The organism is Rubripirellula lacrimiformis (genome assembly GCF_007741535.1).
Taxonomy (GTDB): Bacteria; Planctomycetota; Planctomycetia; order Pirellulales; family Pirellulaceae; genus Rubripirellula; species Rubripirellula lacrimiformis.
Genome location: NZ_CP036525.1, coordinates 1,396,560 through 1,418,747, shown reverse-complemented (window position 1 = coordinate 1,418,747; position 22,188 = coordinate 1,396,560). Strand labels below are relative to the sequence as shown.

Here is a 22,188-nt window from a genome sequence, read left to right as displayed (position 1 = left end):
GACCCACCGATGAACGATCCCGACCAGCCGCAGCATCCATCCGACCAAGCCGACCACGGCCCCACCGACGAATTGCCGACGCAAGATTCCGCTTCCGAATCGACACCCGACGATCACCAAATCGATGACGCCGACGATGCGATGACGCTTGACCCGCCGGGATCGATTGCAGTGATCGGCGCCGGGCCACTGGGAATCGAAGCCGCTCTCTACGGCCGGTTCATGGGCTATGACGTCACGATCATCGAAGCCGTTGATGTTGCATCCTCGTTTCGGCAAATGGGTGACCAACCGCTGCCCATGCTGCCCGACCGGTCACTTTCGCCGCTAGCGATTTCGGCACTGCAAGCACAGGACGTCGATTCGATCCAAACGCTGCCGATGACCTACGATCAATGGATCCAACAAGGTCTGATGCCGTTGTTGGAAACCGATCTGCTACGCGGCCGCCTGCGTTGCCCGGCGACCGTGACAAAGATCGAAACCGTTGACGTGGTCGCCGATGAACCGGACGAAGACATCAGCGACATCCCGCCTGATTTCCGACTGACGCTGCGCAGCGAAGATGGTGAAGTCGAAACCCTGGACGTCGAAGCGGTGATCTTGGCAACCGGCAATCCAGCTACCCCCGACGGCTCCGACGGCTCCGACGGCTCCGGCGGCTCCGGCGGTGCGGATGCCAACGGTGGGATCCAGTTGGGCTTTGAACTGCCCGTCCCGTATCTGTTTCAAATCGGCGAATCGATGGCGGACCAAGAATTATCCGAACTGACATTCTTCACAGGCTTGAAAGAGATCGTAGCCGGTTATGCGGCATTGGCCGGTCGTGCCGATTTGGACCTTTATCGACCGAAACGAAGTTAGACGACCGCTGCGGACAACTTCTGCTGCGGATCGGTTCTGCCCGGTTGGCTGGCGGGGGGCAGGGCGAGATTCTTGGGATTGTGGCGGCGGAGTTCAAGTTCGACGAAGTGCTTTCCAATCGCGCTGCGGTGTTGAACTTAAACTCGAACTCGAACTCGAACTCGAACTTAAACTCGAACTTAAACTTCCACTCGAACTTCCACTCGAACTCGAACTTTCGATCGCTCGCGAAATCTGCGTTTCAGACGACCAACGGACTTGGGCGTAATCTCCCACGCGCGACTCGGATCCGAGTCGCACTCCCGAAAACCACGGCTTTCTAGCGGCCGCACTCTCGTGCGCGCTCGTGCCAGACCAGACGGCATTGGCTCTTGATCTTCGGGTCCTATCGATTGTGCCAGTGGGGACGATCGGTTGAACCAGGGAAGATGGCGTTTCTTTTTCGCCACACCCGTCTCGTGCGCTCAACGTGATCTAGCTTTCAGTGGCGACTAAACAACGAGGCACTCTTTCCTCGCTGGACTGGCTTCGCCTGATACAAGCGTCCAACGATCACGCACTGGGGTACTGTTCATGATCAAGCTGACTCGTCTTGATGGCGAGGCATTCGTGCTGAATGCCGAACTGATTCGATATGTCGAACGGCGTCCCGACACGTTCATCACACTGACCACGGGCGACAAAATCGTGGTCTCTGAATCGATGGATGATGTGGTGGAACGTGCGGTCGACTACCAACAAAAAAAACACTTCATGCCGATGCCCCAGCGACAGACACCGTAGCGTTGGCAACTTCGCCGGTCCGCTCTCTCTTGATTCCTACACTGTTCCCGCGTTGATCGCGAAAAGCACTCATCATGGACATCGCAAGCCTCATCGGTCTGATCCTAGCCATCGGTTTGATCATCGCCTCGATTGCGCTTGGTAACGCACCGTTTTCAGCCTTCATCGACATCCCGTCGTTCTTGGTCGTTGTCGGTGGTGCGGTAGCAGCGGCTCTGATTTGTTTCCCACTGGGCAGCATGCTGAAGTCGCCGCTGATCGCGTTGAAGGTGATTTTGAATAAGGGCGAAGACCGCCTATCACTGATCAAACAGATCGTCGAATTGGCCGAAACGGCCCGTCGCGATGGACTGTTGGCGTTGGAATCCAAAGTGGCAGAGATCGCAAACCCATTGGTCAAGACCGGCATCCAGATGGCCGTCGACGGCAGCACACCGGAAGTCGTCGAAGAAGTGCTTCGCACCGAAGTCGAAGCGATCCAGACGCGGCACCGCGAAGGCAAAAGCATCATGGACCAACTGGGCCGATTTGCTCCCGCCTACGGAATGATCGGAACCCTGATGGGTCTGATCATGATGCTTCAAGACATGTCGGATCCGTCCGGGATTGGTGCTGGGATGGCGGTCGCGTTGATCACGACCTTGTACGGGGCCATCGTGGCCAACGTATTCTTCAGCCCCTTTGCCGAGAAACTGGGACTGATCAGCCGCAACGAAATGGTCAGCCTAGAGATCGCGATTCGTGGTGTGATGGCAATCCAATCCGGCGAAAGCCCGCGAGCGATTGACCAGAAACTGCGAACCTTCTTGCCTCCTAAACAACGCAACGCGGAATAATCATGGACCAAGAAGAAGATGTCATCGGGATTCCCGAATGGGTGGTCACGTTCGGCGACATGATGAGTCTGTTGCTGACGTTCTTCATCATGTTGGTGTCGCTTAGCGAGATCAAAGAAGAAGAATCGTATCAGGCGATGGTCGACGCGATGCAGCAAGAATTTGGCTACTCCAAGACACGTGATTCGCTGGCACCCGGCGATTCGCGTCCTCGCACCACCGCGTTCACACCGCTAGCGACGACCGGCCGCGCCAAGAAGAAAGACACGGCGACCGGCGGCGTGCCCGAAAAGGCACCTACCGGCGAAGAACCCATGGTTCGAATCATCCGCCCCGGTCAGATTACCGCCGTTGGATCGGTGGTGTTCTTCGAGATCGGATCGGATGTTTTGTCCAAGACCGCCATGTCGATTCTGGACAATTTAGCAACTCAACTACGTGGCAAACCACAAAAGATCGAAGTCCGCGGACACGTTTCGGCAGAGTTTGCCGCACGCACCGAAGGCACCGACGAAGCCGTCATGCTGGGCATCCGCCGAGCCGCTGGTGTGCAGAGATACCTGATCAAAAAGTCGGGACTGAACCCCCATCGCTTCCGGATCTCATCGGCCGCCGACAGCGAACCGATGACCCGCAGCGGACAGGGACCGTCCATCGCACGAAATCCCCGTGTCGAAGTCTTCATGCTGGATGAAACGGTTGAGGATTTAGCGGGAACTGCCGATGAACGAAATGCGGCAACCATTCAAGTTGGCGAATCAAGCTCGGAGAATCCATAATGGCCGATGACACAACCCAAACCGAAGATTCGGAAGAATCACCAGCCCCGGATGCTCCGGCAGCCGGTGGTGGCAGCCGCGTGATGATCATCGCGTTTGTTGCCGTGGTGGTCCTGCTGGAAACCGCCATGTTCTTTTTCTTTGTGCCCAGCGCCGAAGACGTCAGCGCCCTTGCCGAAGCCAAACTGATCAAATCGGTCCAGGAAGGTGAGGTTCAGGCGGAAGAACAGGCGTCCGACGAAGACAAAGTCGTCGAATTCCAATTGGGAAGGTATGGCGAAATCTTCAGCCCGCACGATACCGAACGCACTTACCGCGTCGAACTGGATCTCTATGGTTTGATCCGGAATAAAAACGAAAGCAAAATGGATTCCGAGTTCAGCGAAAAAGAGGGCCGACTGCGTAATGCGATCCGAATGAAGATCCGCAACAGTTCGATGGAAGAACTGGGCGAAAACAATTTGGGCTTGCTAGAACGTGGCATTTTGACGAAATGTAACCACTTGCTCGAAGAAGACCTGCTGCTTGGCGTCGGTTTCAAATCGTTCCAGTTGATGGAACAGTAACCACAGACGCACTTTCCAAGCGGATCTGGTTTCACGCGTGAAACAGAATCGGATCACCGATTCTGATTTCCGACCGCTAATCCACCAATCGTCCAGGGAAGGACACCCAAGTGGCTGATCCGAACGACGAAAACAAACCCGACTCTGCCCCCACCGCAGCAGCCGATCCCGATGCGAAACAGGCTGCGCCTGAACAGGCGGCCGGCGAAAACGAGAAACTGAACACGGAGAATATCGAGAAACTTCTCGATCAGGCATCCGATTCACTCGACGAAGCGGTCGGCGGAAAGGTATCCGCCGATGCCAACCCCCAACCGTTTGCACTCGGCGATCTGACTCAGGACGACGCTCCGCACGAACGTCAACCGATCGATTTGTTGGGCGAAGTCGAAATGGACTTGCGGGTCGAACTGGGCCGCACCCAAATGCGACTCGAAGAAGTCCTGCAACTTCGCAGCGGTTCCGTCGTCGCCTTGGACAAGCTAGCCGGCGACCCCGTCGACATTTTTGTCAACGGTCGCTTGATCGCTCGCGGAGAAGTCTTGGTGATGAACGACAATTTCTGTATACGAGTAACAGAACTGGTCGGCGCCTAGCGAAATGGATTCGCCGCTTTCGGCCTACATCTGTGACCGAAGGGACTTGTTCATGTTTGCCCAAATTCGCTGGTACTCGATCGCCGGCATCATCTTTGCCGCCGCGAACCTCGCCACCGGCGCGGTTGCCCAAGAAACCACACACCCATCGGTCTACGCGCGTGGCCCGGTAACGTCCGAGGTGGCAACGACTGGGGCAGGCACATTGGGTCCGGCAACACCCAGCTCGCTGGCATCGGGTTCCATTGCCCAGGTTTCGCATCTGGATCATCCCGAATCGGATTCGATCGTGACCGCCTCGGCGTCGCGATCCCAGTTTCCGACATTCAACGCCAAGCCGCAGTCTGCCGACACCGCTGACCAACCGGCGAAAGCCAAGCAGAATCAATTTGCCATTCCCGCCGTGACCGTCACATCCAGCCTGGCAGTGGTGCTGGGGTTGTTTGCGGCGATGATCTGGCTGACTCGGAAATTTGGATCCCGATCGATCGCTCCCGGCGCGATCCCCAACGAAGTGATGGAACACTTGGGGAGTTCCGCGATCGACGCGAGGACTCGCCTGACCATGATCCGCTTAGGCGGCCGCATTCTGGTGCTTTCCCAGACCGCATCCGAGGTCCGTCCGCTGTCCGAGATCACTGACCCCGAAGAAGTCCGCCGGCTAACCGCCGCCTGCCTGGGTGATTCCAAACGCAATTTTGCGTCGACTCTGCAAAGTATCGAAAAGGAACGACCGTCGACGGGTTTCGCTGGGAATCCCGCCGATCATCCCGGCGCCGAAGCACCACGTCCGCGCGGACGTTTGTTCGCCAGCGCTTAGAGATTCACCAGCGTTTAGAGATTTGGAACGGTCATCGCATTGGCCGCCGTATCGACAGCAGCAGCCGACCAGCGACGGCCTACTTCGTGACCATGCCCAGTTGTCGCAACCAAGTTTCGCACAGCGCTGGCCACTGCGATGCGCCCGGTACACCCTTGGCCAACCCAAGACCGTGGCGTCCGTTGGGGAACACATGCATCTCGCAAACCACGCCTGCGTCGACACAAGCATTGAAATAGGCCAGCGAGTTTCGGACCGGTACCGCTTGGTCGGCCACGGTATGGAACAGAAAAGTCGGTGGTGTGTTGTCCGTGATTTGCTTTTCGTTGCTCATCAATTCCACCAAGGCCGGTTCAGGATCGCTGCCTAACAAATTCCGGCGACTGCCGGCGTGGGTGAAGGACGAATCCATCGTGATGACGGGATAGCACAGAATCGAAAAATCGGGACGCGAAGAAACTCGATCGATCGGATCCACCGCATCCGGGTCTGCGTCATGAAATTTGGTCGACACGGTCGAACAGAGGTGACCACCGGCCGAGAAACCAATCACGCCGATTCGGTTGGGATCGACATTCCACTGCTTGGCCATCGCCCGCATCGTCTGGATCGCACGCTGGGCGTCCATCATGGGGACCGGGTGGCCATAGCCTTTCCCATCGTTCCCTTTGCCACGCAGGCGATAGGTGCAAATCGCCGACGTCACACCCATTGATTGGAACCATTCGGCAAACTGATGCCCCTCGTGATCGATCGCGTGACCGCCGTATCCACCGCCTGGCAAAATGATGACACCGGCTGTTGGCTTGTCCGAATCGACACGGGTCACGATCAATTCGGGGGTATCGCCATCGGCCTGGGCCGTGACGCCCGGCGCACCGTTTTCCCACAACCGCATCGTCGTCGGATCGCTAGCCAATGCGGGGGTCAGCAACAAAGCCAAGCAAAAAAGGCTGGCGCCGGAACGGATCATCGAAATCATGGGGGTACCTGGGGGAGATTCGGGGCAGGGCAGGGCGGGCAATCGATCGAAGAGTATACATTGCCAGCATCTGGTTTGCCTTGCCTATCCCTCGCCTGGACGCCCTCCGCCGCCGGCGACCACCCGGCAGACGTGTTTACCGGTGCCCTCGCCAAAAACAGACTTAGCGAGTATCACCAAAGCCTCAGTTCGCTTCCGAAGAGAGCCAGTTGACCGTGAACTCGCCATCGACCGTCACCACACCACTGCCGTTTCGATTTGGGCTGCGCCAGCGTCTATCGATGTGGAAGACCATTCTGGCGACGGCGCTGGGCGAACGTCTGGTGTACCGGGGCGATTTCGCGTTGGGCACCCTGATGCGGTTCCTGCCGATCATCACACAAATTTTCCTGTGGTACGCGGTGTTCGATTCGATCGGCGAAGCCGAAGGCGAAAACGCGGCCGAGATAGGCGGATTTGGATTCCGTGAAATCGTCGCCTACTATCTGCTGACCATGATCGCACGAGCGTTTTCCAGCATGCCGGGATTGGCATCGGGAATTGCCAAAGAGATTCGCGAAGGCGAGATCAAGCGGTACCTGATCCAGCCGGTCGATCTGATCGGGTTTCTGTTGCTGACGCGTGTCGCCCACAAATTGGCTTACTACGCCGTCGCGACGCTGCCATTCGCATTGGTCTTCTTTTTATGCCGCGGCTATTTCGTGGACGGTTGGCCATCGGCGATGGTCATTACTTCCTTTGTCGCTTCCCTGATCATGGGGTTCCTGATCGGGTTCTTCATGGAAGCCGCGATTGGCATGATCGGATTTTGGTTTCTGGAAGTTTCGTCGCTGCTGTTCGTGTTCATGCTGTTCAGTTTCTTTCTGTCGGGACACATGTTCCCGCTGACCATGTTGCCGCCGGGGATCGAAAGCTTCGTCAATTTCCTGCCATTCAAGTACTTGGCTTACTTCCCAGCCGCGGTCTTCTTGGGCAAAGTCCCGGAAGAAGAACTTCCGTTGGAAATGGCCGTCGAGGCTGCATGGATGACGTTCTTCATCATCGTTTGCCGTGTTGCCTACGCACGTGGCATCCGGCGTTACAGCGGATTCGGAGGTTAGATCCATGAAAGGTGTCCAACCGAGTTACCGCAAAGTATTTCTGACGTTCGCGCGCAACAGCCTGGTGCGTGACATGACGTTTCGAACCAACTTTTTCCTCCAATGCGTCAGCAGCATTGGTTGGACGGCGATGAACGTCGGTTTCTATCTGATTCTGTTCCAGCACACCGAATCGATTGGCCAAGACAGTGGTTGGGACGCCCCCAAGTTCTTTCTGTTCATTGCCACGACCTGGTTCATCAACAGCATCGTCCAAGCGTTCTTCATGCCCAACGCCGAAGAGTTCAGCGAATTGATTCGCACCGGTGGGCTCGACTTCGCCCTGCTGAAACCGATCGACACTCAGTTCCTGGTCTCGTTTCGCCGCGTTGACTGGAGCGCGCTGTCGAACTTTGCCGCCGGATTGCTGATCGCCGGGGTATCGTTGTTCGAACTGGCCACTCGCGAAGTCGATCCGATGGTCCCATCGCTGGTATCGATCGTGCTGTACATCTTCTTTTTGGGCTGTGGCGTCGCGATGATGTACAGCCTGATGATCTGTCTTAGCGCAACCAGCATCTGGCTAGGCCGAAACCAAACACTGTACAATTTTTGGTTCTACATCACCAATTTCAGCCGCTACCCGATGGAGATGTACAACCGAGGGTGGGGCACACCACTGTACGGTTTTTTCACGTTCGTGATCCCCGTTCTGTTGGTGGTCAACGTTCCCGCCCGATTGCTGGCACAACCGATCAGCCCACGAACCCAAGAAGAATGGATGATGGCCGGATGGGCGCTGGTCGCAACCATGCTAAGTCTGCTGGCCAGCCGCTGGGTCTTTCGACAAGCCCTGCTGAGTTACCGTAGCGCCAGCTCCTAGTATCCCGTCGTTTCACCGCGTGCCCAGCGGGCCGCGCGTCTCTAGCATACGCGCGCGGGGCGTTGCCCACGCGGTTAAACGATTCAGCAGCGGAGCGGACGCAAGCGATGCATCGTCCACCGTCGTTTCACCGCGTGCCCAGCGGGCCGCGCGTCTCTAGCGTGCGCACGCGCACGGGGCGTTGCCCACGCGGCTAAACGATTCAGCAGCGGGACGAACGCAAGCGTTGCATCGACCACCGTCGTTTAGCCGCGTGCCCAGCGGGCCGCGCGTTTCCAACATACGCTCGCGGGGCGTTGCCCACGCGGCTAAACGATTCAGCAGCGGGACGAGACACAAGCGATGCATCGACCACCGTCGTTTAGCCGCGTGCCCAGCGGGCCGCGCGTCTCAACACACGCTCGCGCGCGGGGCGTTGCCCACGCGGTGAAACGATTCAGCAGCGGGACGGACGCAAGCGATGCATCGACCACCGTCGTTTCACCGCGTGCCCAGCGGGCCGCGCGTCTCTAGCATACGCGCGCGGGGGCGTTGCCCACGCGGTTAAACGATTCAGCAGCGGAGCGGACGCATGCGTTGCATCGACCACCGTCGTTTCACCGCGTGCCCAGCGGGCCGCGCGTTTCTAGCACACGCGGGGCGTTGCCCACGCGGTTAAACGACTCAGCAGCGGAACGAACACAAGCGATGCATCGACCACCGTCGTTTAGCCGCGTGCCCAGCGGGCCGCGCGTCTCTAGCGTGCGCACGCGCACGGGGCGTTGCCCACGCGGTTAAACGACTCAGCAGCGGAACGAACACAAGCGATGCATCGACCACCGTCGTTTAGCCGCGTGCCCAGCGGGCCGCGCGTTTCTAACATACGCGCGAGGGGCGTTGCCCACGCGGTTAAACGATTCAGCAGCGGAGCGGACACAAGCGATGCATCGACCACCGTCGTTTAGCCGCGTGCCCAGCGGGCCGCGCGTCTCCAGCACGCGCGCACGGGGCGTTGCCCACGCGGTTAGACGATTTAGCTGCGGGCAGCCGACTTCAGGGTGATTTTTGGACCGCGTCGGCTTTCAACCTTGCTTCGTCCAGCGGCAGCCCGGCTTTGATCCCCGGTCGATCGTGCCCGACTTCGCTAAGCCAGGCGGCTTTCATGATCGATTGTTGTTTGGCCACCTGAGCCAGCAGCGATGCATCCGCCGTCTCTCGCTGCGACAATCCCCATGCGTCCAGAACGGCATCGGCGATCACCTGATGCCCCTCTTTGTTCAGATGGACACCGTCGGATGACATCGCAAATTTCGGATCCACCGCTCGGTTGCCCGCAACGTAGTCCAAGATCGGTTTGCGAAGATCGATGACCATCGCGACTCGATCGGATTGATCCATCAACCATCCGGCATAGGTTTCCATCACGTGGTCATAGTCTTCATAGACCGCCTTGTACCCAAATTCTTTGGCATCAACCGGCACCAATTTTCCGCTGCCGCGTAGTGGTTCGGGGTCGAATGGCGGCGGCGACAGCAGAATCAGTTTCGCACCACTGGCGGCAACCTTATCGATGATTCCTCCAATGCCATTCTTGTAGGCATCCAAACGTCCGTCGCTTAGCGGATGATAAATCCCGTCGTTCATCCCATAACAGGCAACGACCAAATCCGGCTTGATGACGGCCAACGCACGATCGATGCGAGTGTGAACGTCCGGCCGCGGAAACGGATGATCAGGTTCAGTCAGTCCGGAACAGGTCTCACTGGGCAGTGCTAGGTTGATGATCTCTGGCGAATATCCGTTGACCCGCAGCGCCGCGTCGATGTCATCGACGTAGTGGCCGGCATAGGTGATGGAATCCCCCAAGAACAAAATCCGCTTTGCGTTGAACGGAAACGTGGGGGCCTGTGCGGCGACATGGGATCGCACCGAGCCCAAAATCAGCGACACCGCAAAAACAAGCAAGACGCCGGATCGGCTACGCATCACAAGACACTTTCAAACAGAGGAAGGACGAACGGGCACAGCGAGGTCATCCGATCATGCACCGATGCCAGCCAACCAAATCAACAAACCGATGATTAGGCCACAGACACCACACGCGGCAACAAACCCCAAGACTTCTTTGCCCGTGGGCCAAACGAATTCCAAGTCGGTTCCGGGGAACACTTTTCGTGGATTGGAATTGGCCGCATAGGCAGCTTCCAAGCGTGCGTGGTCGGCCACCGGATCGGCCAGCACCGGCGTATTCATCTTGGCGAAGTAACGATCCAGCGCCACAGAATCATCGCGACGGGTGAACAGACTTAGCATGATCAGGACAGCAAAGGGCAGCAACACTCGGGTCGGCAGCCGCAGAGTTTCCAGGGTTGCTTTGGACGCACCGCCCAGATCGATTCCGACCGCGTCGTACAGCAAGAAATCCAAGTTCAATGAGCCGCGACCGACTCGTTGGCCGATTTGGCGTTGGATCAAGACATCGATGTTGCCGTTGCTCGTTTGCGAAACCGTTTCGATTTCCGGTTCACCGACGGGGTCGGATCCGTCAGCCCAATAGATCGGTTTCCCGCCGGTCTGGGTGACAATCGTGATCGGCTGGCCCAGGACAGCGACCGGGGGCGCGGCCCCCAGTGTTGTGGGGTCACCGCCATTGGCACGAATATTTTCACCGGCTTCTAAAAACGCTTCGTGCCGGGCAACGTCCGATTCGGTAGCGGTGCGTTGGACGGTCGTGGTCACGATTTCCGTGGTCGCCGACAACGATGGCCACTGATGCATCGCGGGTGCTAAACGCGGCAGGGCATAGGGCAACACAAAAAAGAACACCAACGAAAACGCCATCGTGCCCCACACCGCGGTGCGGTTGGCTCGCCGCCAATACATGCCAACCCAAAAAGGTGCGGCAAACAAAATCGGCAATTCCATTGCCATCTTGAACTGGCCAAAGACATCCGAAAACCGCATCGCCACCACGGCCGCCCCCACGATGATGATCAGGCCGGTCAACCGCCCGACCAACACGTAACGTTTTTCATCAGCGCCTGGATTGATGTAAGGGGCATAGACGTTCCGGACCACCAATGCCGAAGTCACGATCATGTAGCAGTCGGCCGAGCTCATCATCGCAGCCAACAAGCATGCCAACATCAAACCGACCAAACCTAGATTCAGCGGCCCTAGAATTTCTCGCGCCGCGACACCCCAAACACGATCAGGGTCGGCCGCGATCTCTGCGTTGCCGGCTAGGAGGGCCAAGGCAATCAACGCCGTCAGCGCCCAGCCAACGGTACAAAGCCGTTTCAGGAAGTTGCCCACGACCAAGCCAATCCGAGCCTCGTCTTCGGTCTTGGCGGTACCACCACCGGTGGCGATGAAGTGCGGTTGGACGACGATGCCGACCAAAGCCAAGACGGACAACGACAAGATGTATTGAACGGGAAACTCGCCGCTGCTAGGCCCAGCAAACAAGCTGAAGTAGTCGCCCGAAACACGTTCGTGCATGATCCGAAAACCGTCCATCAGACCGTCTTCGCCGGGACCGCCAAAACGTGCCGCGATCGCCCACAATCCGTACGGGATCAACAACACCGACAACAGAATAATGAACAACCCTTGAATCAGGTCGGTGATGTAGGCGGCCGCCAAACCGCCCAACACCCCGTACAGGATCACGACGACCGCGATGGCCGGAACCAAGGTGTACTTCAGGTCGTACCCGAACCATCCGGTTTCCACACCCAACAGCGGCACGGCAAACTTGGCGACGGCCGAAAACATCGTCGACAGATAGAACATGTAGAACACGATGGCGAACAACGTGTAGGCAGCCCCTAGAGATTTCGACTGATACCGTTCGACGAACCAATCCCCCAGCGTCAGGTGTCGCATGCGTCGGTACCAGACTGCCGTGATCCAATAGACCGGCGTCACGAACAACCACATCAATGCCGACCAAACTCCGCTCAATCCGCTGGTCCACCCCGTGCGGCCGACCGTGACCGGTTCGTGGGCGCCGGTACCGGCGCCGAAGGCGGCGAAGGTTTGCAGCAACTTGCCGAAGCCACGTCCCCCCATGAAATAGTCTTCTTGGTCTTTGACGCCTCGCATCGCCCACAGGCCGATGCCAATCATCACAGCAAAGTAGATCGCAAGAACGAGATAATCGATCAAAGTCATGGAAGGATCGCGAGGCAGGTGGGGAGGGCGGATGTTTTTTTGGGGGGGGAGAACTCGACACTGTAACGAGTTTTGCGAGCCCACAATCTTAGCGTGGCGCCCGCCCGCGTTGGAGCGCCGTCATTCCCACACCGCAGCTTCGCACTCCCAGTGCCTTTGGCATCCAGGTTCCCCCCATCCGATTCGATCGCCAAGAGGGACATGAAACCGATTCGGCGCCTTGTCGAATCATCGAATCGGTACTACTACTAACCTATGCCTACCGACCCCAGCCGCAGCCGTTTTGCACAGTATCGTGACACCGTTCGCCGACGAATCGCGGCGAAGGAACGCCCCAGCGCCAACCCGCACAGCGACCGAAACCCCAAGAAATTGGGCACGCGTGAACGTAAGTTTTGGGAACTTTTCAAGTCATTCCTGGGGCTCGTCAGCGGGCATCGTCGCCAGATCGTTACGGCGCTGTCGTTTTTGACCATCGGAATCGCGTTGCGGTTGATCCCGCCCTTTGGAACCAAACTGGCCATCGACTCGGCACTGTCGACGCCACCGAAACCGCTGCCACCCTGGATCGAAGTGCTGCCGCACCCCGAATCTCAAATGGGTTTGCTGTTTGCGATCGCCGGCGTCGTGGTCGTCGTTACCGGACTGGGCACTGTGGTATCGCTGATCAGCCGCTGGACGGCGACCAAAGCGGTGAACCAAACCCAGGTCGCGATTCGGCGACGCGTGTTCGATCACGCCATCAAGTTGCCGCTGCACCAGGTCTACGACATGAAAAGTGGTGGCGTGGCCAGCCTGATCCGCGAGGACGCCGGCGGTGTTGCCGAGTTGATCTTCAGCATGCTGTACAACCCGTGGCGAGCGATCATCCAGTTCGTCGGCAGCCTGGTCATTCTGATGCTGGTCGACTGGAAACTGATGGTCGGTGGGCTACTGCTGCTGCCGATCGTTTGGGTAACGCACCGCACTTGGATCAATCGAATTCGCCCGCTGTACCGCGACATCCGGAAACAGCGACAGAAGATCGACGCGGGAGCCACCGAAACCTTTGGCGGCATCCGTGTAGTCCGAACCTTTTCCCGCAGCCGAAGTGAATCGTCCCGTTTTGTTCGCGAAGGCGACTTCTTGGTCCGCCAGCAGCTATTCACTTGGTGGTGGACGCGAATCATCGAAACCATTTGGGAAGTGATCATTCCATTGGCATCTACCGGACTGCTGCTGTACGGCGGCTACCAGATCATCGAGGGCGATCTGACGCTGGGGGACCTGATGATGTTTCTGGTTTACCTGACCATGTTGCTAGATCCGTTGGCGACCATCGCGGGCAGCGCCGTGACGTTCCAAAACAATCTTGCCGGACTGGATCGCGTGCTAGATGTGCTAGAGATCGAAGACGAATTGCCGACACTTGGCGAGGCGACCACGCTGAAACGAGCCGAAGTTCGTGGTGCGATCTCGATCCGCAGCGTCAGCTTTGCGTACCCCGATACCAAACCAACGGTGCTTCGCGATGTTTCCTTCGAAGTCGAAGCCGGACAAACCGTGGCGTTGGTCGGCCGCAGCGGAGCCGGAAAAACGACGCTGACCAATCTGATCGCTCGGTTCTATGACCCCACCGCCGGTACGATTTGCTTGGACGGCCAAGACCTGCGTCAGATCGAATTGTCCAGCTATCGCAGCCTGCTTGGAATCGTCGAACAAGACGTGTTCCTGTTTGACGGAACGGTCCGTGACAACATCGCCTATGCTCGCCGACGAGCGACGACGGACGAAGTGATCGCGGCAGCAACCGCCGCCGCGGCCGATGAATTCATCCGCAAGATGCCCGAGGGATACGACACGATCATCGGTGAACGGGGAGTCAAACTGTCCGGTGGCCAGCGCCAGCGATTGGCGATTGCCCGAGCCGTGTTGGCCGACCCCAAAATCTTGATCCTGGACGAAGCGACCAGCAACCTGGATAGCGAAAGCGAGCGGCTGATCCAAGCCAGCCTTGCCGAACTGTTGCAGGACCGCACCGCGTTCGTCATCGCCCACCGTCTCAGCACGATCACCAGCGCCGACAAGATTGTCGTTTTGGAAAACGGCGAATTGGTCGAAATCGGAAACCATGACGAACTGATTCGGCAAGGCGGCTGGTATCGGGACATGGTGATGCTGCAGACCAACACTGCAACCTCCACGGCCCATTGATGGGGGATCCGTCCCGAACAGGACGCTGAAATTCGAAATCCGGCGATCCGTTCGACGCCAGGTTCGGCAGCATCGATGACTCTCGGCTTCCCAGCGAGAATTCGCCCCCGCACATGGGTTGCTGCTATACTGCATGCCCCTCCTGAACCTTCCCACCTTCCTTTGAATGCATCACCGCCCATGAATTCGCGGAACGTTTCCCCCCTGCGTGCCGGTTTGTTGCGTCACTGTTTCTTAGGCTGCATCGGACTCTCGTTAGCCGTGGCAGGCCGTGCGTCCGCCGGCGAACGCGATTGGCCTCAGTGGCGTGGACTTCACCGAGACGGACACGCCGCCCCTCAGCAACTGATGCAGACGTGGCCCGATGATGGCCCCAAGCTGAAGTGGCAGTCCAATGAACTTGGTCGCGGCTACTCCACCGCCGCAGTCGTCGACGGTCGCCTGTACACGCTGGGTTCGGACGAAACCGGTTGCTTTGCGATCTGCCTAGACGCCGCCAGCGGAACGAAGATTTGGAAGACGCCCATTTCGCGGGCCAGCAACGGGGATGACTACAATCACGGTTGGGGCGGAGGCCCGCGCGGCACGCCAACGGTCGATGGTGACCAAATCTTTTGCTTGTCGGATGTCGGCGTCGTGGCCGCGATCGAAAAATCCAGCGGGACCGTTCAGTGGAAGGTCGATCTGGTCGAAACCTACGGCGGGCGAATTCCGGCTTGGGGTTACAGCGAATCGGCACTTGTCGATGGCCAACGGGTCATCGTGACTCCGGGCGAATCCAATTTCATGGTCGGACTGGATCGCAACAGCGGAGAAAAGGTCTGGGCCAGCCAAGCGGTCAACGCACCGGCGCAGTACGTTTCAGCCATCAAAGCCACCGTCGGCAGCAGCACTTTCTATGTCACTGCCAGCAAGCCTGGCATGTACGCGTTCGACGTCGAATCGGGCCGCCAAGCGTTCTCCGATGCATCGACCGGCAACTCGGTCGCTGTGATTCCGACGCCCATCGTACAGGGCAACCAGATCTACCACACCAGCGATTATGGTGCCGGCAATACACTGTTGAACCTGACCGATGCAGGGCAGGGCAGCGTGGATGTCGAAACCGTCTACCACTTGGCTGACAAAACGATGCGGAATCATCACGGCGGCGTGGTGCTGGTCGATGGTGTGATCTATGGGTTCACCAAAGCCAACGGCGGCGTTTGGATGGCCCAAGACCTGCAGTCCGGCGAAACCTTGTGGGAAGAAAAGATCCGACCCAATCGAAGCGGATCGATCGCGTTCGCCGACGGCCGACTGTATTGCTACAACGACGAAGACGGCAGCCTTTTCTTGGTGACTCCTAGCCGCCAAGGCTGGCAACCCAATGGCAAACTTGAATTGCCGCGAAAAACCAGCCTGGAACGAAACAAGGGCGCCATCTGGGCGCATCCGGTGATCGCCGATGGGATGCTGATCATCCGCGACCAGGACTTGGTATTCGCCTACGACATTGCCCGCTAAGGCTTTGTCTCGGGCTCTGCCCCGTTGGAGACGTCGGGGATCGGATCTCGCCGAAGATCCGTCCCTTTTTGGATTCCCGTCATCGTCATCGCCTGCTAAGCGTCCGACCGATGTCGGCTGACTTTAGCGTTGGTAGATCGGCAGGTATCCGCGATCCAACTGCATCATGATCAGGTTGCAGGCGGTCACATAGACCGGATGAATCTGGCCTTCCCAGAACCCGTCAGGACGCTGTTCGCTGACGATCCGATCGTATAGCCGATCGCGGAAAGGTTTCCAAAGTTCGTCGCCTTGGCGATAGACGACTTGGCTGTAGTACAGATAGGTGTAGTGCCAGTGCCCGAACGCACGGGTACCGTCGCTGATGTCGTGGAGCTGGCCCTTGGTGTATTCCAGCATTTCGGGAACATGTTCGCTGTCGTAGTCACCGGCGTTGTAAAGCGCAGCCAATGCGGCGGCGGTGATCGCGGGCCGACTGCTGCCTTTTTGGCGACTGCTATAGCTGATACCACCGTCGGGATTCTTGCAGCCATAGATGTAGTCTTTGGCCGAGTCGATGATTTTGGCGCTGACCGGAATCCCGGCGTTTCGACATCCCCGCAACCCTTGGACTTGGGTGATGGTGGTGGACCCTTCGTCGAAATCGTTGCCTTCCCGAGCCGAAACATATCCCCATCCACCGGCAGCAGTCTGTGCGTTCCCGCTGAACTCCGCAGCCTTGGTCAACACATCCACCAATTCTTCACGGCGGTCCAGCAGTCCCTCTTCGCCCAAAATCTGGGACAGGAACAGCATCGAAAAACCGTGACCGTAGGTATAGCGAGAATCGGTTTGCGGGTCGCCGATCAATCCATTGCCACGAGCCTTGCTGATCAGAAAGTCGGATGCCCGTGCCAGTTCTTTGGCGTAGGGCCCCTGCGTGGTGGTGCTGCCACTGGCGATCATCGCGGTGCCGGCAAGCGACGCCATCGCGGTCGGATAAACCTGCGTGTTCCATTGCCCGCGTGAGGACTGGGTACGGCTGAGCCAATCGAGCCCCTTGGTGATCGAATCGTCCCAACGACCGCGTCGGTCGTCGGATGCTGCCATCGCCGATGATCCCGAGATCCCGGCTACCGATAGCATCGTGGCGGTTCGCAGCCAGTCGCGGCGGTTCTGTGGTAACGTCATCGGATCCTCTAAGGCATGGGGGCGATCGCCCGAAATCGAGTGCCCGTATTCTATCGACCGCCGGCAACGATGCGAACGGCAATCCCGGTATCGCCACCCAAACAAGCGGTTTGCTAGGCGTGGACGCTCGGGTGAAGTCCGCTTTTTCGCTGGCAAACGGGGCAGAAAAACGTACTCCGTTGGCCCTGAACAATCCGCTGGATGTCGCCCGAATCGCAGCGTCGGCAGGGTTTGCCGGCCCGATCGTAGACACGGTGATAGTTTTGGTACCCGCCGGCATCGTTCAAAGCGTTGCGATAGGTCCCGTCACTAAGCGTACTGCCTTCGTGTTGGATGGCTAATTCCAGCACTTCGCCGGTCGCTTGCTGGATCCGCTTCCACTGCGGTTTGGTCAACCGGTCGCAGCGTGCCCGCGGATCGACACCGGCCAGGTACAGAATTTCGGCTGCGTACAAGTTCCCAATGCCCGCCACGGCGGATTGGTCCAACAGGGCAACCTTGATCGGTCGGCGACTAGCACGCAGTTTGGTTTGCAGCTGATCGGCCGTGATCTGCAGCGCATCGACGCCCAACCTGGCATCGACCACCGTGGCAATTTCGTTGGCTCGCAGCAGTCGCACCGTCCCCAACCCGCGGCGGTCCCAGAACAACAGTTGCTCGCTGGGCCCACCCGACAGGGTCACCCGCAGACGCAAGTGATCGGTCGTCGGCGGATCGGCCAACAGCACCAATCCGGTCATGCGCGGCTCGATCACGATCACCTGACCGTCCTCGATCCCGACCATCACCCGCTTGCCTCGGCGGCCGATATCGGTGATCTGTTTCCCCTGCAAACGGCGATCGATCGCATCGATTCGCGGCTTCATCAAAATCGGTCGCCGCAGACAGGGCGGACGTTCGACCGATTCAATGCGGCTACCGACGATCGGCAAGACTCCGCGACGCATCGTTTCGACTTCAGGAAGCTCAGGCACAAGTATTCAGGACGGCTTGAATGGACGGATAGGCGGAGGCAACGCGGGACCTCCTTCGACGCATCCTCACCATACACTCAGCCTGCAATCGAGGGATGCCGGGCCGGACACTTAGTGGGCTGACTTCGAGGAAGTCGGATGCCCCGAAATGCCAAATTTCAAATCGCCCGCTCCGGTAAACCGCGAATGAGGGTGCCGCAGCAATTGACACCACGGCGGACCAACGAATCACAGGAAGCGGGATCCGATTGGCGGGGCGTCGCGTTGACCGAATGTTAAGTCCAAGCGAGAATCGAGGTTCAGTGATTGCAGGTTGCGTTTCGAAGCCATTTCGGCTTGCCCAGCCTAAGATTCGTTTGCCGATCCATTTGCCCTCCGACACGGCCCCCCATCATGACCAACCCCACCGCCCACGCTTCGGCCGCCGTCCCCGACTCTCGCGGACGCTTCGGCGATTTCGGCGGTCGCTTCGTCCCCGAAACCTTGACTCGGGCGCTGGACCAGTTGACCGAGGAATATGACAAAGCCAAAAAAGACCCGGAATTCCAACGTGAATTGAGCGGTCTGCTGAAGACTTTTGTCGGTCGCCCCAGCCCGCTGTACCACGCAAAACGAATGACCGAAGCGGTTGGCGGCGCCCAAATCTGGCTCAAACGCGAAGACCTCAATCACACCGGGGCTCACAAGATCAACAACACCCTGGGCCAGGCACTGCTGACCCTGCGGATGGGAAAGAACCGCGTGATCGCCGAAACCGGCGCCGGCCAGCATGGCGTGGCCAGCGCCACCGCATGCGCCCACTTCGGCCTGCCATGCACCGTTTACATGGGTGCCGAAGACATCCGCCGGCAAAAGCCGAACGTCTTCAGCATGAAGCTGATGGGGGCCAATATCTGCCCGGTCGAAAGTGGATCAAAGACGCTTCGCGATGCGGTCAACGAAGCGATGCGTGACTGGATGTCGTCGGTCGAAAACACGCACTACATCATCGGCAGCGTGATCGGCCCGCACCCGTTCCCGATGATGGTCCGCGATTTCCAAGCGATCATTGGTCGCGAAACTCGCGAACAATGCTGTGACACGTTCGACCGGTTGCCCGATTGTGTTGTTGCCTGTGTTGGCGGCGGATCGAACGCGGCGGGCATGTTCTATCCGTTCATTGAAGACGAGGGCGTCCGGTTGGTGGGTGTCGAAGCAGGCGGTCGCGGCCACCACCCCGGCGACCATGCATCCCCGCTGACTTTCGGCAGCCCCGGCGTGCTGCACGGCAGTTACAGCTATGTGATGCAGGACGAAGACGGGCAAACCTGCGACGTTCATTCCATGAGCGCTGGATTGGACTACCCCGGTGTGGGCCCCGAACACAGCTATTGGAAAGACACCGGCCGAGTCGACTATCTGGAATGCGATGACTCCGCAGCCATGGACGCGTTCGACAAATTGGCACGCAGCGAAGGAATCATCGCGGCCCTAGAATCGTCGCACGCGATCGCTCGGGCCATGACCTTGGCGGCCGATATGTCGCCGAAAGAACACCTGGTCGTTTGCCTGTCCGGACGCGGCGACAAGGACGCGATGGAAATCGCACGCCTGCGCGGCGAAACCTGGTAATCGCCGCCGTCACAGCGGGCTGGATCAGTCCTCGTTCTCGTCTTCTTTCGCGTCCACCTTAGGAATTTCTCGCACCAGCACATCGTCCCCGTCGATCTTGACCTCGAATGAGTCGACTTTGACACGCGGGTTGTCTTCCCAGGTGCCGTCTTTGATGCAAAACCGCCAAGCATGCCAGGGGCAGGTCACGCTGTGATCTTCGACATGCCCTTCGGCCAATGATGCACCCATGTGGGGGCACAGGTCGTCGATCGCGTACCACTGGTCGCCTTTGCGAAATACCGCGACCATCCGTCCATCCACCGGGACCGCTTGGCCTACGTTGTCTTCGAAATCAGCGACTTTTCCGACCACTTCAAATTCACTCACCGTCATCCGTCCTTTGTAAGTTTGCCTTGCATCAAGTGCCGTTTGTCGCACACACTCTAATGTAATCTCGCCAACGACTAACGCCCAGAACGCCATTCGCCCGCGACCTGCCTCCGAGTGCCTGACTAGCCATGATCAACCATTCACGACGAAAACGACTCGAAGCTCGCGTTTGGCCTCACGTCCAAACCCCCGCACAGTATGTCGGCGGCGAACGAAACACGGTCGTCAAAGACCATCGCCAGGTTCGTGGCAAACTGTGTCTGGGGTTCCCCGACGCGTACACGATCGGGATGAGCCACCATGGGCTGCAAGTTCTGTATTCTCTGATGAACCGCCGCGACGACTGGTGTGCGGAGCGAGTTTTCACGCCCTGGCCAGACATGGAATCGCTGCTGCGGAAGCACGACATTCCCCTGTATAGCTTGGAAACATTCACCGCGTTATCCGAATTTGATGTGATCGGGCTGTCGTTGCAGTACGAAATCAGTTCGCCAAACGTGTTGACGATGATCGACCTAGGTGGGATCCCGCTGGAATCCACCGATCGCTGCATCGGCGATCCGCTGCTGTTGGCCGGCGGCCCTTGCTGCCAGAACCCTGAACCCGTGGCCGATTACTTTGACGTCCTGATCATCGGTGACGGCGAACCCACTTTGCCGACGGTTTGCGATCTGTGGATGGACCTCAAAGAAAGCTACCGCCGCAGCGACGGAACCTACGCGACCGGCCAAGAGGGCCGCGACCAACGCACCGAAGCCCTGGCCGTAGTGGCGAAATCCATCGACAGTGCCTACGTCCCGCGTTTCTATGAACCCGAATACGCCAACGACCGGATCGTTGCCCTGCATCGCAACCGGGATGACGTGCCCGAGACGATTGCACCTAGCACGATCAGCGACCTAGACGGAATGCCGCTGCCAACCCAACCGATCGTCCCCTACATCGAATGCGTGCACGATCGGATCGCGGTCGAGATCATGCGGGGCTGTCCACACCTGTGCCGATTCTGTCAAAGCACGGTCATCAAACGACCGCTACGTACCCGCGAAGTCGAAACGATTGTCGACGCCGCTTGGGAAAGTTATCAGAACACCGGGTACAACGAGATCAGCATCCTGTCGCTGTCCAGCAGCGACTATCCGCACTTCGAACATCTGGTCAATCGGATGCACGAAGTTTTCAAACCGCACAATGTCAACATCAGCGTTCCCAGCCTGCGAGTCAACGATCAGTTGCGGACGCTCCCCATCCTGCTTGGCAGCGATCGACGCCGCAGCATGACCTTGGCTCCCGAGGTGGCTCGCGATGACATGCGTGAACAGATCCGCAAAAAGATCAAGAACACGGACCTGATCGAAGGTTGCCGCGTTGCCTTTGCCAACGGATTCGACAGCGTCAAACTGTACTTCATGTGTGGATTGCCGGGGGAACGCCCGGTCGACCTGGAAGGCATCGTCGACTTGGCCGAACAGATCGCCACCGTCGGCAAAGAAGTCAACGGCCGTTTTGCTCGAGTCACCGCCAGCGTGTCGAACTTTGTTCCCAAGGCGCACACGCCTTACCAGTGGAACGGAATGCAGCGACGCGAGTACTTCAAATGGGCACACCAATACATGCGTGCCCGTCGTCGTATCCGCAGCGTCGCGATCAAGTGCCACGACATCGAAACCAGCCTACTGGAAGGCGTGCTCAGCCGTGGTGATCGGCGGATGGGCAAAGCGATTCGGTTGGCGTGGCAGCGCGGTGCCCGCATGGACGGATGGACCGAACATATGGATCCACAGCGTTGGTGGGATGCGATCAGCGACGCCGGTATCGATGCCGACAAACACATCCACGAAAAGTACGAATTGATGGACAAATTGCCCTGGGATCACGTGAACGTGAAGTTCGGGCGTCCGTATTTGGAAAAAGAGCAGGGCAGGGCGACCGTCCAATTGGCCGCGATGGCCAACGCTAAATAGCCGCCCCCCACAGTTCGCCTGCACAGACAGTTCGCCTGCACAGACAGACTGCACG

19 protein-coding genes are annotated in these 22,188 nt (G+C 58.4%); 13 read left to right on the top strand and 6 right to left on the bottom strand.

What is annotated here, in order from left to right:
• Nucleotides 1-9: 9 nt before the first annotated feature.
• The 7 genes from K227x_RS04935 (at nt 10) to K227x_RS04900 (ending at nt 5,244) form a co-directional block, all read left to right on the top strand.
• Entirely contained in the window at nt 10-864 is an 855-nt protein-coding gene (locus K227x_RS04935; RefSeq protein ID WP_246146534.1) for an FAD-dependent oxidoreductase, read from the top strand.
• 573 nt (nt 865-1,437) lie between these two features.
• Nucleotides 1,438-1,647: a flagellar FlbD family protein gene (locus tag K227x_RS04925; RefSeq protein ID WP_145168437.1), complete on the top strand. Its 210-nt coding sequence runs from the start codon at nt 1,438-1,440 to the stop codon at nt 1,645-1,647.
• Between the two features lie 74 nt (nt 1,648-1,721).
• A complete protein-coding gene (locus tag K227x_RS04920; RefSeq protein WP_145168435.1) occupies nt 1,722-2,483 on the top strand; it encodes a motility protein A in 762 nt (253 codons plus the stop codon).
• Nucleotides 2,484-2,485: 2 nt separating this feature from the next.
• Complete coding sequence (locus K227x_RS04915; protein WP_145168433.1) at nt 2,486-3,262, top strand: OmpA/MotB family protein; 777 nt, start codon at nt 2,486-2,488, stop codon at nt 3,260-3,262.
• On the top strand, nt 3,262-3,828 hold the full coding sequence (locus K227x_RS04910; protein WP_145168431.1) for a dihydrolipoamide acetyltransferase: 567 nt from the start codon (nt 3,262-3,264) through the stop codon (nt 3,826-3,828). Before K227x_RS04915 ends, K227x_RS04910 begins: the two co-directional genes overlap by 1 nt.
• 110 nt (nt 3,829-3,938) lie before the next feature.
• Entirely contained in the window at nt 3,939-4,424 is a 486-nt protein-coding gene (gene fliN, locus K227x_RS04905) for a flagellar motor switch protein FliN (protein ID WP_145168429.1), read from the top strand.
• Between the two features lie 52 nt (nt 4,425-4,476).
• Nucleotides 4,477-5,244 (top strand): FliO/MopB family protein, encoded by a 768-nt coding sequence (locus K227x_RS04900; RefSeq protein ID WP_218933779.1) that lies wholly within the window; start codon nt 4,477-4,479, stop codon nt 5,242-5,244.
• 79 nt (nt 5,245-5,323) lie between these two features.
• On the opposite strand, the gene K227x_RS04895 is transcribed toward K227x_RS04900, so the two are convergent.
• Nucleotides 5,324-6,226 carry an alpha/beta hydrolase gene (locus K227x_RS04895; RefSeq protein WP_246146533.1) on the bottom strand — a complete coding sequence of 301 codons (903 nt, stop codon included), beginning with the start codon at nt 6,224-6,226 and terminating at the stop codon, nt 5,324-5,326.
• A 281-nt stretch (nt 6,227-6,507) separates the two neighbouring features.
• Here K227x_RS04895 and K227x_RS04890 point away from each other — a divergent pair, with 281 nt between their 5' ends.
• The gene (locus tag K227x_RS04890) at nt 6,508-7,326 is read left to right on the top strand and encodes an ABC transporter permease (protein ID WP_145177285.1); all 819 of its coding nucleotides are present in this window, start codon (nt 6,508-6,510) and stop codon (nt 7,324-7,326) included.
• A 4-nt stretch (nt 7,327-7,330) separates the two neighbouring features.
• Nucleotides 7,331-8,188 carry an ABC transporter permease gene (locus tag K227x_RS04885; protein WP_145168423.1) on the top strand — a complete coding sequence of 286 codons (858 nt, stop codon included), beginning with the start codon at nt 7,331-7,333 and terminating at the stop codon, nt 8,186-8,188.
• Nucleotides 8,189-9,220: 1,032 nt separating this feature from the next.
• Here K227x_RS04885 and K227x_RS04880 read toward each other — a convergent pair.
• Together K227x_RS04880 and K227x_RS04875 are read right to left on the bottom strand one after the other, a co-directional pair.
• The gene (locus K227x_RS04880; RefSeq protein WP_145168421.1) at nt 9,221-10,153 is read right to left on the bottom strand and encodes a GDSL-type esterase/lipase family protein; all 933 of its coding nucleotides are present in this window, start codon (nt 10,151-10,153) and stop codon (nt 9,221-9,223) included.
• A gap of 54 nt (nt 10,154-10,207) precedes the next feature.
• Nucleotides 10,208-12,343, bottom strand: a complete 2,136-nt coding sequence (locus K227x_RS04875; RefSeq protein ID WP_145168419.1) for a sodium:solute symporter family protein — start codon at nt 12,341-12,343, stop codon at nt 10,208-10,210.
• 255 nt (nt 12,344-12,598) lie between these two features.
• Between K227x_RS04875 and K227x_RS04870 the strand changes: the two genes are divergently transcribed.
• Together K227x_RS04870 and K227x_RS04865 are read left to right on the top strand one after the other, a co-directional pair.
• Nucleotides 12,599-14,536: an ABC transporter ATP-binding protein gene (locus tag K227x_RS04870; protein ID WP_145168417.1), complete on the top strand. Its 1,938-nt coding sequence runs from the start codon at nt 12,599-12,601 to the stop codon at nt 14,534-14,536.
• A gap of 180 nt (nt 14,537-14,716) precedes the next feature.
• Entirely contained in the window at nt 14,717-16,042 is a 1,326-nt protein-coding gene (locus K227x_RS04865) for a PQQ-binding-like beta-propeller repeat protein (protein ID WP_145168415.1), read from the top strand.
• Between the two features lie 123 nt (nt 16,043-16,165).
• Here K227x_RS04865 and K227x_RS04860 read toward each other — a convergent pair whose 3' ends face one another.
• Entirely contained in the window at nt 16,166-17,131 is a 966-nt protein-coding gene (locus K227x_RS04860) for a prenyltransferase/squalene oxidase repeat-containing protein (RefSeq protein WP_449314268.1), read from the bottom strand.
• 194 nt (nt 17,132-17,325) lie between these two features.
• Nucleotides 17,326-18,186, bottom strand: a complete 861-nt coding sequence (gene mutM / locus K227x_RS04855; RefSeq protein ID WP_145168410.1) for a bifunctional DNA-formamidopyrimidine glycosylase/DNA-(apurinic or apyrimidinic site) lyase — start codon at nt 18,184-18,186, stop codon at nt 17,326-17,328.
• A 393-nt stretch (nt 18,187-18,579) separates the two neighbouring features.
• Between mutM and trpB the strand changes: the two genes are divergently transcribed.
• A complete protein-coding gene (gene trpB / locus K227x_RS04850; protein WP_145168408.1) occupies nt 18,580-19,797 on the top strand; it encodes a tryptophan synthase subunit beta in 1,218 nt (405 codons plus the stop codon).
• Nucleotides 19,798-19,821: 24 nt separating this feature from the next.
• Here the strand turns inward: trpB and nirD are convergent, their stop codons facing one another.
• The gene (nirD, locus tag K227x_RS04845; protein ID WP_145168406.1) at nt 19,822-20,166 is read right to left on the bottom strand and encodes a nitrite reductase small subunit NirD; all 345 of its coding nucleotides are present in this window, start codon (nt 20,164-20,166) and stop codon (nt 19,822-19,824) included.
• Nucleotides 20,167-20,297: 131 nt separating this feature from the next.
• Between nirD and K227x_RS04840 the strand changes: the two genes are divergently transcribed.
• Complete coding sequence (locus tag K227x_RS04840; RefSeq protein WP_145168404.1) at nt 20,298-22,133, top strand: TIGR03960 family B12-binding radical SAM protein; 1,836 nt, start codon at nt 20,298-20,300, stop codon at nt 22,131-22,133.
• Nucleotides 22,134-22,188: the final 55 nt, after the last annotated feature.

Coding starts and splice junctions, on each gene's coding strand:
- K227x_RS04885 (WP_145168423.1), top strand. CDS start 7,331: ATGAAAGGTGTCCAACCGAGTTACCGCAAAGTATTTCTGACGTTCGCG.
- K227x_RS04920 (WP_145168435.1), top strand. CDS start 1,722: ATGGACATCGCAAGCCTCATCGGTCTGATCCTAGCCATCGGTTTGATC.
- K227x_RS04925 (WP_145168437.1), top strand. CDS start 1,438: ATGATCAAGCTGACTCGTCTTGATGGCGAGGCATTCGTGCTGAATGCC.
- K227x_RS04890 (WP_145177285.1), top strand. CDS start 6,508: ATGTGGAAGACCATTCTGGCGACGGCGCTGGGCGAACGTCTGGTGTAC.
- K227x_RS04910 (WP_145168431.1), top strand. CDS start 3,262: ATGGCCGATGACACAACCCAAACCGAAGATTCGGAAGAATCACCAGCC.
- K227x_RS04935 (WP_246146534.1), top strand. CDS start 10: ATGAACGATCCCGACCAGCCGCAGCATCCATCCGACCAAGCCGACCAC.
- K227x_RS04865 (WP_145168415.1), top strand. CDS start 14,717: ATGAATTCGCGGAACGTTTCCCCCCTGCGTGCCGGTTTGTTGCGTCAC.
- K227x_RS04860 (WP_449314268.1), bottom strand. CDS start 17,131: ATGGCAGCATCCGACGACCGACGCGGTCGTTGGGACGATTCGATCACC.
- K227x_RS04895 (WP_246146533.1), bottom strand. CDS start 6,226: ATGATTTCGATGATCCGTTCCGGCGCCAGCCTTTTTTGCTTGGCTTTG.
- K227x_RS04900 (WP_218933779.1), top strand. CDS start 4,477: ATGTTTGCCCAAATTCGCTGGTACTCGATCGCCGGCATCATCTTTGCC.
- K227x_RS04875 (WP_145168419.1), bottom strand. CDS start 12,343: ATGACTTTGATCGATTATCTCGTTCTTGCGATCTACTTTGCTGTGATG.
- K227x_RS04840 (WP_145168404.1), top strand. CDS start 20,298: ATGATCAACCATTCACGACGAAAACGACTCGAAGCTCGCGTTTGGCCT.
- trpB (WP_145168408.1), top strand. CDS start 18,580: ATGACCAACCCCACCGCCCACGCTTCGGCCGCCGTCCCCGACTCTCGC.
- K227x_RS04915 (WP_145168433.1), top strand. CDS start 2,486: ATGGACCAAGAAGAAGATGTCATCGGGATTCCCGAATGGGTGGTCACG.
- K227x_RS04870 (WP_145168417.1), top strand. CDS start 12,599: ATGCCTACCGACCCCAGCCGCAGCCGTTTTGCACAGTATCGTGACACC.
- K227x_RS04880 (WP_145168421.1), bottom strand. CDS start 10,153: ATGCGTAGCCGATCCGGCGTCTTGCTTGTTTTTGCGGTGTCGCTGATT.